The organism is Providencia sp. PROV024, assembly GCF_032709665.1.
GTDB classification, from domain to species: domain Bacteria; phylum Pseudomonadota; class Gammaproteobacteria; order Enterobacterales; family Enterobacteriaceae; genus Providencia; species Providencia huashanensis.
The window spans coordinates 1,876,529-1,889,628 of sequence record NZ_CP120545.1; the positions used below are offsets into that span (position 1 = coordinate 1,876,529).

The following is a 13,100-nucleotide window of genomic DNA, read 5'->3' on the forward strand; positions in this document are numbered from 1 at the left end:
GCAGAGGGATGAAAATCAGTAAATTTTATCTATATTTACTCTTTCCATTTGTTGGTGTTTTTTCAGCTAATACTTTAGGGAATAATACAAAGGGAAGCACAACCACAGATAAAATCAAAGAATTTAAACAAAAGCAAAGTAATGATTTTAGGGAATTAAAAGAGAAGATTATTGAAAATGAAAATAAAGGATTACCACTTTTAGTTGATAGTCATACGATGGTTACAAAAGTATCTCAAGATGACGATTATATTGTTATGACATATGAGATTAAAGGCATTCCAATTGAGGTGTTTAAGAGTGATATTGCCGTAGATAATGCAAAGAAGATTCTTACAGCAAATTATTGCCAAGATGAATCCAATATGAATTTATGGAGAGTGGTATTTTCATCGGGGATAAGACACCTATATTATATTGATAGCAACGAGGCTATGAAGGTTGAAATTAAACCAAGTGAGTGCAATCAAAGTGTTAAAAAGGTTATAGCCAGTTAATTTTCTCCCAATTTCGGCACTAAGAAACTAGACTGATAAAAAACTGAATGTGAGGGTGAGATGAGAAGAATTCTTCAATTATTTTTATTGTCACTGACTGTTTTGGCTATTGGGATTTGCCCAGTGCTTGCCAGCGAATACGTAGCAAATAGATATAGCTAAATATAAAAAAGTGACCTCTATGAGCTTTGGTATACTAGTAGTAATGAAAAGGATACTTCAGGGGTGATCTTTATTTATGTGAATAAAGATGGAACGGCGATAGATGCTATGATTGGTAAAAATGATAGTGAAGCAATAAAAGTAAAACAAAGCTCATTATGGACATATGATGAAGATAAAAATATTTTTAAGCAGGATATAAAAGAAATTTCAATTCAGGTAGGTAATGAAGAGTCTGAAATATCACACCCTAATGAAATAATGACATCGTCTATATTCGAGTATTTGCTGACCATATCGACCCAAACAAAGACGCAGATGGTGTAATACTCAAAAAACTGCATACAGGTATTTACCAGTTACACGGTGTTCTTGGCCTACACTCTGATACGAGTTGGAGGGGCATTAACGCTGGTATTACGATCCCATGCGGCATTAACCAACTTCCACTTGTGTATGCGCTTTATGATGTGCTTGAGAAAGGCAAACCACATCCATTTGACGGCCGTATTGTCGAGCCCGATGAGGATGGTGATATTGTTCTTTATACATCCTATCGTCAGCATGATTTACCACAAAACATACAGTATGAGTGATTCAAGCTTTATCTTGAGTTTTTGCGTGATGCAACAGAAGATGAAGAATCAATACCAGGCTTTGATGGAAAAGTTGAATTAACACCAGGAGAGCCTTATGACATTCCGAATGGTCACTGGATCGATGTTCGTGTAAACATGCCATCTAACTCTATCTACAATCAAAAGCAAGCTGAAGTAGAGAGACTCGCTAAGCTAGAAGCAGAGCAATTAGAGCAAGAAGAAGCTAAACGTGTTGCTGAAAAAGCAAAATGTAAAAATATTATTGCAATATATTGCCATCTGTTTCGTAAATATGTAAATATTATGTTAAGGCATTTGCAGTAAGATGTTAATTACACCAAGGGGAATAACATGAATAGTACTAACTCAATTTCCAGCCAAGTGGGGCTTAATCTTAAGAAGTTAAGATGTGACGCTGGTTTCACCGCTTTTCAATTTGCTAAATTGGTAGGTATAAAAAGCGAACAGCAACTATATCGTTATGAACGAGGAGTTAACAAAATAGGTATAGATGAGTTAGTAGCCGCTTTGAAGGCTCTGGACATTAGTATTGGTGACTTTTTCGAACAGATAGATAAGGAAAGCTTAGCTACTGATGAGTTTGTGGATATTGATAAAGAAAAGCATTATATCGAGACTCAGATGATAATTGACCCTTCTTCCAATACTTATTAGTAATTAGAGGTTAGGGGGATAATACTAACGGATAGATAACCTACCATAATTAAGATGCGCCAGCTCGAGTAGTTGGCGCACTTAGATCACTTGTCAAAATATTCCATTTCGGCTTCTTGGGTTTCCGGAAGCCAATCACCATAGTTAAATATCTCTTCCAGTGTTTCTTCAATATAAGTTTTCTTTTTGCTGGGTTTATATGCAGTAATATGGGATGTAAATCAAGAAATTTTATTAATCAGACTCAACAAGAGGTTAAAAGCAGTTCCCCAAAACTATTTAAATAATCTTGATCTATCATGTGGTTAAATGAATCACTTGAAAGCGTTAATTTGGACGTATTTTGATTATTTATTTCTTTAATATTAATCGGTTGCATTACTTTTCATGCTGTGAACATTAGTCATATTAAAAACCACAAATAAATGTTGATAGAATTCCCATAGAACATGGGATGACGCAACACAAGCAGGAAGCTCAAGAAAACGTTGCTCAGATTTTATTATCTAATGTTATGTTAGTTGATGGCAATGATTTTCAGTATAAAAGCCCGTGTTTTATTACTAAATGCAGGGTTAATGTGATTAATCATAAATTTACAGCAATAAAAAACCTGCTAATAAGCAGGTTTTTGTATCGATGAGTGTTTAAAAACTAGACATGTTTTAATTCGCCATCATCGTCTTGATTAAATACGGTTTTATCCGTTTCTCCCATAAGTTGGCTCGTCACCGTACCGGCGGTCATTGAACCACTGACGTTTAATGCGGTACGACCCATATCAATTAATGGTTCAACAGAGATTAATAGTGCGACTAAAGTGACGGGTAGCCCCATTGCTGGCAACACAATTAATGCTGCGAATGTTGCGCCACCACCGACACCAGCAACCCCCGCTGAACTGATTGTGACAATACCAACTAACGTTGCGATCCAGAGGGGATCAAATGGGTTAATCCCCATTGTTGGTGCCACCATGACGGCTAACATAGCAGGGTAAATACCGGCACAACCATTTTGACCAATGGTTGCCCCAAAAGAGGCCGAGAAACTGGCAATAGATTCAGGAATACCGAAACGACGAGTTTGTGTTTCAATATTTAATGGAATACTTGCTGCGCTCGAACGGCTCGTAAATGCAAATGTTAATACAGGGCCTGCCTTCTTAAAGAATTTAATTGGGTTTAAGCCGGTAGAGGTAACCAATATACCGTGTACAACAAACATGATGGCTAGTGCCACATAGGATGCGACAACGAAAGTACCCAAGTTAATAATGTCGTGAAGATTCGAACTCGCAACCACTTTAATCATTAGCGCCATAACACCATAAGGGGTTAAACGCATCACTAAGCGAACTAATTTCATCGCCCATGCTTGTAATACATCAATTGCTGCTAATGCTTTTTCACCGCGCTCTTTGTCATCTTTAAACAGTTGTAAAGCGGCTACCCCTAAAAAGGCAGCAAAGATAACGACACTGATTATCGATGTTGGATTAGCACCGGTTAAATCTGCGAATGGGTTTTTAGGAATAAAGGATAAGATTAACTGAGGTACAGTTAAGTCAGAGACTTTACCAATGTAGTTACTTTCAATAGCGGATAGGCGAGCTGTTTCTGACTGACCTTGGACTAGGCCTTCAGCAGTCAAACCAAATACGTTAGCAATTAAAATACCCACTAATGCGGCAATAGCCGTGGTAAACAACAATGTACCAATGGTTAAAAAACTAATTTTACCCAGTGATGACGCTTTATGTAGCCTTGCTACTGCGCTTAAAATTGAAGCAAACACTAATGGCATAATTACCATTTGTAATAGCTGAACATAACCATTACCAACAATATTAAACCATAGAATGGAGTCTTTTACCGTTTGATGACCACTGCCATAAACTAGGTGCAGTATAACGCCATAGGCGACACCAAAAACCAGACCTACTAACACTTTTTTAGATAGGCTCCAGCCTTTAGCTCCCAGTTTTGCCAACAGTATTAGCAGTGCTACAAAGCCGAGCACATTAATAATTAGAGGAATATTCATTCCGAACTCCAAATCATATTTTTATAAGGTATGTTACTTGCCCTTTAATCCTTAATGGTTATAAGGATTTAGTTGCTTCAAACAACTGGTTATATGTTATCAATAGAAAAAGCACTTTTCTTATATCAAATGGTAATAAGATAGTATTATTCATACTTACAGTATATGACAAAACTTTAATTTAGATAGCAAAGTGAGTATCTAACTGATAATGAATGTATTTTATCACATTCTCAATTTGGCTATAAAAATCCAGTTGGTATCCAATAGGCAAAAAACAGGCACAAACCGTCAAAATAACAGCAATAAAACGCTCTGTTCGTTTGCTATTTTTCCCTCGAATAATGGGAAAACAAAAACGTTGAGGTAATGGCCATAAAAACGGTACACCAGAAGGTGTAAGCATATCGGCGATTAGGTGGCTGAGGTAACCTAATAAAAAGGCTTGAATAAGGTCATTTGGCACTTGCCATTCTATTGGTATCCATTGATAACAAGCTGCCATTACTAGTAACCATGCAACTAAGCTATGAGTAAAACCCCGGTGACCGCAGAGTTTAGAAATTGGTAATGAAAAAATGCGTAGCAACCTGCCGGGAAGAGATGAAGGGTGGTCAATATCGGGTAATAACGCGCCTAATAATGCACCCGGAACCATGTGTAGCCAATCACCTTGAGCAAGCTCAGGGGTGAGTTGAAGTTTATGGGCCATAATTAAAGAGGCGACGGAAAAAAGCAGATGCCCTTCAGCAGTCATGGTGGATAAAATACCATCTGTTTATCTATACAGTTAATTGGCAGTATAAAGTGTTTGAAAAGAATATGATAGAGGCAGAAAGGTAAAAAAACTCTTATTTATTAGCAAATAAGGAAAGGATTTTATATTTTTAAGCAAATCCCCTACCTAAGTAGGCAGGGGTGAGTGATAATTAATCAACATACTGATTCTTAACGTAAATGCTCAGCCTTTAACTCATTCAAAGAGGTGAGCTTGATATCGGCTAAGCCAAAGCGAGGGTCATTAAAATGCTGGCTATCAGGCACAACAATAGAGCGCATTCTTGCGGCCTTCGCGGAAATCATACCGTTAAAAGAGTCTTCCAATGAAACACAATTAATTGGTTTAGTTGATAATTCAGAGGCTGCTTTAAGGTAAACTTCTGGGTGTGGTTTACTCATCGGTAAATCCGCTGCGGAAACGACGGCAGAAAAGTAGTCACGAATATCCAGTAAGTTTAACACTTTTTCTAACATGTACAGGGGGGAAGCCGAAGCGAGGGCTATTTTTAGATCCATCGAGCGGCAAAGTTCCATCGCATGTTGTACGCCTGGCAAAATGGGGCGAGTTTCTTCAACTAAGCCAACAACTCGGTCAATAATTCGTTGTTTGGCTTCTTCTTGGCTACATCCTTGCCAAGGGGAAGCGTGGTACCAAAGTTCAACCACATGGTCAATACGTAAACCCAGTGTATCAGGCAGGGTATCTGCAATTGAAACGTCGACACCAAGTTGTGAAAAAACTTCAAGTTCAGCCTGTGCCCAGAAAGGTTCCGAGTCGATCAATAAACCATCCATATCAAAAATAACCGATTGGATGGGAAGGTTATGGTACATATCAAAACTCCATTCAGGTCGTATTAATTAACGAGCCAACTATAGTACCAGCAAAGGGCTAATATTCGTATTAATTGACATCAGTATTATCAGCTTTATGGCAAGATAATTAGGCATTCTGCGCGATAAATCGCCTTGAACCCAGGATGTTAGTATGTTGAACATTCTGAAAGTCGAATTATTACTATCAATAATGAATTGAAATTTGGAGGCATTTCATTATTTCAGCTATTATTAGCCATGAAAGTTTATCAAGAATAATAACTCTGAGGAAAAGCAGTAATGAATTACCACAATGCCAATTATGTCGCGATCGGCAAACGTATTTTTGGGTGGGTTGTTTTTCTGGTAGCATTAATTTCGACGTTAGCGTCTTTAATTAAACTTGCTGGCATGAAAGGGCTTGCAGGTGAAGGCATTAATGCGGTTGCCAATGACTTTATTAAATTAATGGCTGAAATGGTACGTCAAACGACACCGTTTTTAAATTTCTTTTGGAATAACTCACCAGTGCCTCAAGTCGCGAATGGCTTTTCAGGTAGCAATATTGGTTTTATCATTATTTTTATCTTTATTTTTGTTGGGCTAGCGCTTAGTGCTTCAGGTTTACGTATGTACCGGCAAATTAAATTTATCCGCGAAAGCTTAGAAGACCACGTGATTATAGAAAAAGCGAAGGGGTTAGAAATTTCCAAAGAAGAACTCGAAGCAAAAGTGACTATTCCACGGCACACTATTTTTACACAATTTTTTATTCTTTATTTTTGGCCTATTGTTTTAGGAATTGCCTTGTATTTTCTATTACGTTTCTTGAACTGGTGATTTTCAAATTTTACGTTATGAGAGTGTTGGCTGTGTTTAGCGACTCGGGGCACATACTTAGGTATGCTCCCCGAGATATCAGTATTTACCGCTAATTCATAACGCAACTTATTTGGCTGGTTGATACTTTGTGATTAGAGTTGCTAAAAAGTTATTTTTCGTTGAGTAGGTTATCTACAATAGTACGTGCTAATTGATAACTTTGTTCATTACCAAAAATATGGGCTTGATTGATTAAATAATACAACTGGTAAATGGGTTGCCTATCTAAAAAACCATTTGGAAGTGGCCAAACGCTTTGGTAGCCATCAATAATTTGTATTGGTAATTCTTTATATAGTGGGAGCATAGCAATATCACATTCTCTATCTCCCCAGTAACATGCTGGGTCATAAAGTACGCCATCAATTTGATGGGTGATAGAGCAGTTAGCAGGCCATAAATCGCCGTGTAAAAGAGAGGGTTGGGGTTGGTGACCTGCTAGCTTGTGTTTAACAATATCGACAATTTGCTGAATATCGGCAAAAACCATCCCTTTTTCTGAGGCAAGTTGTAATTGTAAGCCAATCCGCTTTTCTGCAAAGAATGAATTCCAGCGCTTTTCCCAACCATTGGGCTGAACCACAGTGCTTAGCATGGTATCAAAATCAAACCCATAGCTGGGCTGCTCTTCCCATTGATGTAACCTTGCTAATTGTTGACCAAAGTGCCAAGCGTTGGTGCTATCAAAGGGTTTAAGAGGAAAATATTCGAGAAGAAGAAAGCTGTGGTGTTTGTTACTACCTACACCATAAACCTTTGGTACAGTTATGGTTTGGCTTTTAGCGAGCATTTCAAGTTGTTCGGCTTCTTGCTTGAACAAAGGTAAAAATTCACGCCGATTTTGCTTAATGAACACGGTATGGTCGCCGTAGTCAATTCGTAGCGTATGGTGAATATCACCACCAGAGAGAATGACTTTGTTACGTAGCTCTGCCTCACCTAAGTGTTCACTTAATAAACGACACATTGCTTGCCACATGACTCACCTCGCCTCTGCTTTGGTATTCATTAATACAATACTATAGTGATAATTTAGGAATTAACAGTGATAATTGTTTAAAAATAAGAGGGTATCACGAAAAAACTGAATAATTATCAGGTATAAAACCTAAATCTAGGTTATTGCAGAGGCGGTTAGGTTTACTTGTTTTTTATTAATTAACCCCGAGGTCTGCTGGAGAAAATAATTAACCATTTTAATGGTGTTGTTAGTTAATAATTTTATCAATAAAAGAGGAGGGATATCAGTATGCCAAAGTGTTTGTATGTTATCTTTATTCAGAAAGGAAAAAGCTGAACTTATCATACAGCGGTTCAGCTTTTATTTTTTCTCTCAATGCATTATGCGGTATGCATACTTTGAGGGTTAGTTTGGTTTCTTTTTCGAGCTAACACTAATTTGCTATATAACAGAGCAATTACAAAATAAACTGCTTGAGTCACTACAATTGTTGGCCCAGTGGTAGCGTTGATATGGAAGCTTAGAATAGTTCCTATCACACTTGATGTTACCGAAGCGATAATCGCGACAACGAGCATTTTCCCGAAGCTCCGACACAGAACAAACGCAATAATTCCCGGTGAGATCAGCATGGCAATAACCAGAATGATCCCAACAGCTTGCAGTGAAGCGACAATGGTTAATGCAAGTAAAGACAGTAAACCATAATGAATCAGCTTGACGGGTAGGCCAATCACACGGGCTTGGTTTGGATCAAAACAATAAAGCATAAAGTCTTTACGCTTCAGTAAAATAATTGCGATGGTGATTCCGGCAAACAGTAAAATCTGTTTAAACTCACTATTGGTTATCCCTAAAATATCACCAAAAAGAATATGTGTGAGGTGCTGCTCAGTATCGATTTTGGCAAACATAACCAAACCAATGGCAAACATACCTGAGAAAACGATCCCCATAACCGTATCTTCTTTTATTCGGCTATTTTCTTTTAAATAACCTGTTGCAACAGCACAGAATAAACCCGAAGCAAATGCCCCAATAGCGAGAGGGATACCTAATACTGAAGCGATAATAATACCCGGCAAAACAGCATGGGAAATAGCATCCCCCATTAGTGACCAGCCCTTTAACACCAAAAAACACGAGAGAATAGCACAGACGGTCCCAGTGACTATTGCGGTAACGAGTGCTTTTTGCATAAATGGAAATGCAAACGGAGCCATCAATACGTCAATAAAATCACTCATGAGATGCTCCTTGTTGGTGTGATTGGTGGAGCTGGGCGACTTCTTTCCTTGCCTTACGGCGTGAAGCAAAAATACCGTGTTTAGGTGCAAAGAAGAATGCCAGCAGGAAAATAATGGTTTGTAATGTGACGATAAGACCACCAGTAGCACCATTAAGGAAATAGCTGATATAAGCACCAACTGCGCTCGTGACTGTGCCAATGGTAACTGAAATTATAAGTAAGCGCTTAAACTGCTCAGTTAATAAATATGCGGTTGCTCCTGGGGTAACTACCATGGCAATAACTAATATAGCGCCAACAGTTTGTAATGCTGCGACCGTACAAGCACTTAATAACGTGAAGAAAATAATTTTCAGACGTAACGGGTTTAACCCAATAGAACGAGCATGGCTTTCATCGAAGAAGACGGCTAATAAATCTTTCCATAGACATAGTAAAACGATGAATGAAACACCGATAATAATTTCTACTTGTAAGACATCAGCATCAGCAATGCCTAAAATATTACCGAAAATAATACTTTGCACATTTACTGAAGTCGGGTTTAAAGAAACAATCAATAAACCTGCAGCGAAAAATGTGGAAAAAATAAAGCCTATGACAGCATCTTCACGTAACCGCGTTAAATGTTTTATTAATGTCATGGCAAGTGCCGCAAGGATACCAGTAAAGAAAGCCCCCGCAGCATAAGGTAAACCTAACGCATAAGCACCAGCCACGCCTGGAACAACGGAGTGGGAAAGTGCGTCTCCCATTAATGACCAGCCCTTTAACATCAAATATGCAGATAAAAAAGCACAGACTGCACCGACAATGGCGCTTACCCAAATGGCTTTTACCATAAAGTCATATTGAAAGGGCTGTAATAACATTTCAATCATTCGGAACCCTTAGTTTGATTTTTTCGAACTGGCGCATCATGGTCATGACCATAGAAGACAGCAGCTCTTTCATCATCGGTAATAACAGTAACAGAACGCGGGTCATCGTCGTCATGAAGTTCTTGACCTGACAAGTTGATATGGCGCAAGACCCCACCAAAGGCTTGTTGTAAATTTCGTTGTGTAAATGTGGTTTCGGTCGGACCACTCGCCAATACAGTGCGATTAATTAAAATCACATGATCACAAAATTCAGGAACACTCCCTAAATTATGGGTTGAAACTAAAATCAGGTGCCCTTCATCCCGCAAACTGCGTAATAGGTCGATAATGGCATTTTCTGTTTTAACATCAACACCGGTAAACGGTTCATCAAGTAATAGAACTTTACCTTCTTGTGCGAGAGCCCGAGCGAGAAAAACCCGTTTCTTTTGACCACCGGAGAGTTCGCCTATCTGACGATGCTCAAGCCCTGTAAGGTCAACTCTATCTAGCGCCATTTTTACGGCATCTTTATCTGCTTGTTTGGGAATACGGAAAAAACCCATTTTTCCGTAACGCCCCATCATCACAACATCTGAAACTAAAACGGGAAAATTCCAGTCAACTTCTTCTGTTTGTGGAACATAAGCAATGACGTTTTCTTTTAAGGCAGCTTTGATGGGTTGTTCGTTTAACATTACACTGCCAGAAGATGGGGTGACTAGCCCCATAATCGTTTTAAACAGCGTCGATTTACCACTCCCATTTACGCCAACGAGAGCACAAATAGAGCCACCTGAGATATTGAAGCTTGCGTCATAGATAGCTGTATGGCCATTGTTATAGGTTACAGTTGCATCATCGACGATAAGATTCGGGTGTTCGAATTGATTAGAGTGATTCATATTACTGTGAAAATCCTTTCGCTATCGTGTCTACAGTCGTATTTAACAGGTCAATATAAGTGGGTACAGGACCATCAGCAGTGGATAATGAGTCTACATATAATACACCGCCATATTTTGCCCCTGTTTCTTTACTGACCTGACGAGCTGGCTTATCAGAAATCGTACTTTCGCTAAATACGACAGGGATCTTATATTTGCGTACAGTATCAATGACTTTTTTAACTTGCTGTGGAGAACCTTGCTCTTCAGCATTAATCGGCCACAAATAAACCTCTTTAAAGCCATAATCTTTAGTTAAATAGCTAAATGCCCCTTCACTTGACACCAACCAACGTTCGTTTTCTGGGATACGGTTTAAACGTTCGCGAAGCGGAGCGTCAAGTGCTGCAATTTGCGCCGCATATTTTTTGGCATTTGCATTATATACTTCAGCATTTTCAGGATCATATTTCACTAAGGCTTCACGGATATTTTCTATATATATTTTAGCGTTAGCGGGTGACATCCATGCATGAGGGTTCGGGTTATCTTTATATTCACCCTCACGGATTGGCATGGGTTCAATCCCTTCGGTTACCACGACAGCAGGGACATTTTTGAAGTTTTCAAAGAAACGTTGGAACCAAACTTCTAAATTCATACCATTCCATAGGATTAAATCCGCATCGTAGGCTTTCATTATGTCTTTAGGGGTTGGCTGATATCCGTGAATTTCAGCACCCGGTTTGGTTATTGACTCGACAATTGCGGCATCACCAGCTACATTTTGTGCTATGTCTTGAATAATTGTAAAAGTAGTAACAACTTTAAACTTTTTCGCAAAGGCGGGTTGGCTAGCAAATATAATTGCTGTTAGCACAAATAAGGTTGTTATTAGAGGTGCAGATAAACGAGATAAATTCTTCTTCATAAAAATTGACCCTGACATTATTGGTTTAGCGTTTTCTAGCATATAGTTGTTAAGGTTTATAACAATTACATTTTATAACTCAACTGATAATGATAATCAATATCGTTTGAGTAAATAAACACAAATATTGTGGAATAACATACATACCCATTATGAAATGCTGGTTTTTATTGTTATTTTGTATGACTAAAACACGTCCTGAAGTAAAAGTTAAGTAAAAATAATTTTATTTTTCCTAGGATTAGTTATTCTTCCATCGGCTTAAGTAGCAGAGGATTATAATAGTGAAGAAAATGATTAGCGGGGCTATTCTGTTACTGCTACTTGCTGGTTGTTCTAGTGAACCAGATAGACCAGTGGCGAAGCAACGAATGTTGGATAACCCTAACACCTTGCCAGCGACGACACAAAATGGTGTATTCCCTCGCACTCCTTTTGATGAATTTATTCGGGACTCAGCAGCCCGCTACAGTATTGATGAAACTTTAATTAGGGCCATCATTGAGGTAGAGTCGAATTTCAGGCCGGAAGTTGTAAGCAAATCAAATGCGATTGGTTTGATGCAAATTAAAGCATCAACTGCGGGGAGAGACGCTTATCGTTATCAAGGAAAGTCCGGTGAACCTAGTTCTAGCGATTTAAAAGACCCTCGAAAAAATATTGATATAGGCACTGCATATATTCGAATTTTGAGGGAGCAGCAGCTTGCAGGTATTAGCCACCCGCAAACGTTATATTACGCAACAGTTGTGGCTTATGTGAATGGCGCAGGGGCACTATTAAGAACGTTTGATAATGATAAAAGTAGGGCAATAGCTATGATTAATAGTTTATCACCTGAAGAGTTTTATCAACACGTTCAAACTAAGCATCCCGCACCACAAGCTCCGCGCTATTTGTGGAAAGTTAAAAATGCATACAATGCATTAGCGATGTCTTACTGATATTCCTTCAATAAGTGTGGGAGTTGCGCGACAATCTCAACAATACCGTTGATAACAAATTGCACTCCCATACAGATTAATAAGAAACCCATTACACGGGCTATTGCATCAATACCGCTATTTCCTAACCATCGCATAATTGATGTCGCACCTCTCAAACCAATCCACACGATTAGACTCGCAATTAAAAAGGTGAGTACTGGCGCTACTTTTAATACCCAAGGAGCAAAGCTGACATTCCCTTGCAATGAGGCCGTTGAGCTGATGATCATCGCAATAGTACCTGGCCCCGCAGTACTTGGCATTGCTAATGGAACAAAGGCAATACTGGGTGACTCTTGGCGTTTTTTAGGGACATTAGGGTCATCAAGAGCTGCTGCTGTTTGGTCTTCTCCTGAATCATTACTGGGAAATAACATACCAAAACCAATAAATGCAACAATTAACCCACCTGCAATACGAAGCCCAGGTATTGATATACCAAATGTATTCATCACTAATTGGCCTGCATAAAAGGCTATAGTCATAATTGCGAATACATAAATAGAAGCGAGTAACGATTGGTGATCACGTTGCTCTTTGGTCATATTTGCGGAAATACTGAGCATGACCGCAATCGCTGTTAAAGGGTTAGCGAGTGGAAGCAATAAAACAAGGCCAATACCAACAGCTTGAAATAGCTCGAGGAAATTTGTCATAGTGATTAAATACAAGCTCCCAGTTTAGATAGATGAGTACCCTTATCTTAGATGATAACAAAATTTGTTATAGATCTGTACCTTAGCATATCTACCTAGATTAATGTTTT

Annotated in this window: 15 protein-coding genes; 6 read left to right on the forward strand and 9 right to left on the reverse strand. The window is 38.7% G+C overall.

The features are described from left to right. Nucleotides 1–8: 8 nt before the first annotated feature. The 4 genes from P3L56_RS08635 (at nucleotide 9) to P3L56_RS08650 (ending at nucleotide 1,933) form a co-directional block, all read left to right on the forward strand. On the forward strand, nucleotides 9–497 hold the full coding sequence (locus P3L56_RS08635; RefSeq protein ID WP_166685386.1) for a hypothetical protein: 489 nt from the start codon (nucleotides 9–11) through the stop codon (nucleotides 495–497). Nucleotides 498–737: 240 nt separating this feature from the next. After that, a complete protein-coding gene (locus P3L56_RS08640) occupies nucleotides 738–986 on the forward strand; it encodes a hypothetical protein (protein ID WP_166685387.1) in 249 nt (82 codons plus the stop codon). Between the two features lie 290 nt (nucleotides 987–1,276). Then, nucleotides 1,277–1,582: a hypothetical protein gene (locus P3L56_RS08645; RefSeq protein WP_166685388.1), complete on the forward strand. Its 306-nt coding sequence runs from the start codon at nucleotides 1,277–1,279 to the stop codon at nucleotides 1,580–1,582. Nucleotides 1,583–1,609: 27 nt separating this feature from the next. Next, complete coding sequence (locus P3L56_RS08650) at nucleotides 1,610–1,933, forward strand: helix-turn-helix domain-containing protein (protein ID WP_166685389.1); 324 nt, start codon at nucleotides 1,610–1,612, stop codon at nucleotides 1,931–1,933. A gap of 654 nt (nucleotides 1,934–2,587) precedes the next feature. Here P3L56_RS08650 and P3L56_RS08655 read toward each other — a convergent pair. The 3 genes from P3L56_RS08655 to hxpB form a co-directional block, all read right to left on the reverse strand. Next, entirely contained in the window at nucleotides 2,588–3,979 is a 1,392-nt protein-coding gene (locus tag P3L56_RS08655; RefSeq protein WP_042844090.1) for an L-cystine transporter, read from the reverse strand. Between the two features lie 181 nt (nucleotides 3,980–4,160). After that, on the reverse strand, nucleotides 4,161–4,736 hold the full coding sequence (locus P3L56_RS08660; protein ID WP_166685390.1) for a metal-dependent hydrolase: 576 nt from the start codon (nucleotides 4,734–4,736) through the stop codon (nucleotides 4,161–4,163). Between the two features lie 191 nt (nucleotides 4,737–4,927). Next, complete coding sequence (hxpB, locus tag P3L56_RS08665; protein WP_042844088.1) at nucleotides 4,928–5,593, reverse strand: hexitol phosphatase HxpB; 666 nt, start codon at nucleotides 5,591–5,593, stop codon at nucleotides 4,928–4,930. A 282-nt stretch (nucleotides 5,594–5,875) separates the two neighbouring features. On the opposite strand from hxpB, the gene P3L56_RS08670 reads away from it, so the two are divergent. Further along, nucleotides 5,876–6,415, forward strand: a complete 540-nt coding sequence (locus P3L56_RS08670; RefSeq protein WP_042844087.1) for a YniB family protein — start codon at nucleotides 5,876–5,878, stop codon at nucleotides 6,413–6,415. 151 nt (nucleotides 6,416–6,566) lie between these two features. On the opposite strand, the gene P3L56_RS08675 is transcribed toward P3L56_RS08670, so the two are convergent. The 5 genes from P3L56_RS08675 to P3L56_RS08695 form a co-directional block, all read right to left on the reverse strand. After that, nucleotides 6,567–7,436: a fructosamine kinase family protein gene (locus tag P3L56_RS08675; protein WP_042844086.1), complete on the reverse strand. Its 870-nt coding sequence runs from the start codon at nucleotides 7,434–7,436 to the stop codon at nucleotides 6,567–6,569. A gap of 362 nt (nucleotides 7,437–7,798) precedes the next feature. After that, on the reverse strand, nucleotides 7,799–8,665 hold the full coding sequence (locus tag P3L56_RS08680; RefSeq protein WP_042844084.1) for a metal ABC transporter permease: 867 nt from the start codon (nucleotides 8,663–8,665) through the stop codon (nucleotides 7,799–7,801). Further along, nucleotides 8,658–9,548, reverse strand: a complete 891-nt coding sequence (locus P3L56_RS08685; protein WP_272686011.1) for a metal ABC transporter permease — start codon at nucleotides 9,546–9,548, stop codon at nucleotides 8,658–8,660. The genes P3L56_RS08680 and P3L56_RS08685 overlap by 8 nt, the downstream gene beginning before the upstream one ends. Then, nucleotides 9,545–10,435 carry a manganese/iron ABC transporter ATP-binding protein gene (locus tag P3L56_RS08690; protein ID WP_042844082.1) on the reverse strand — a complete coding sequence of 297 codons (891 nt, stop codon included), beginning with the start codon at nucleotides 10,433–10,435 and terminating at the stop codon, nucleotides 9,545–9,547. The genes P3L56_RS08685 and P3L56_RS08690 overlap by 4 nt, the downstream gene beginning before the upstream one ends. Before the next feature lies 1 nt (nucleotide 10,436). Further along, on the reverse strand, nucleotides 10,437–11,348 hold the full coding sequence (locus P3L56_RS08695; RefSeq protein ID WP_071548016.1) for a metal ABC transporter substrate-binding protein: 912 nt from the start codon (nucleotides 11,346–11,348) through the stop codon (nucleotides 10,437–10,439). A 284-nt stretch (nucleotides 11,349–11,632) separates the two neighbouring features. On the opposite strand from P3L56_RS08695, the gene P3L56_RS08700 reads away from it, so the two are divergent. Next, a complete protein-coding gene (locus P3L56_RS08700; RefSeq protein ID WP_042844080.1) occupies nucleotides 11,633–12,292 on the forward strand; it encodes a transglycosylase SLT domain-containing protein in 660 nt (219 codons plus the stop codon). Here the strand turns inward: P3L56_RS08700 and P3L56_RS08705 are convergent. Continuing rightward, nucleotides 12,286–12,990: a MarC family NAAT transporter gene (locus P3L56_RS08705; protein WP_042844079.1), complete on the reverse strand. Its 705-nt coding sequence runs from the start codon at nucleotides 12,988–12,990 to the stop codon at nucleotides 12,286–12,288. The two genes, P3L56_RS08700 and P3L56_RS08705, sit on opposite strands and share 7 nt — an antisense overlap. Nucleotides 12,991–13,100: the final 110 nt, after the last annotated feature.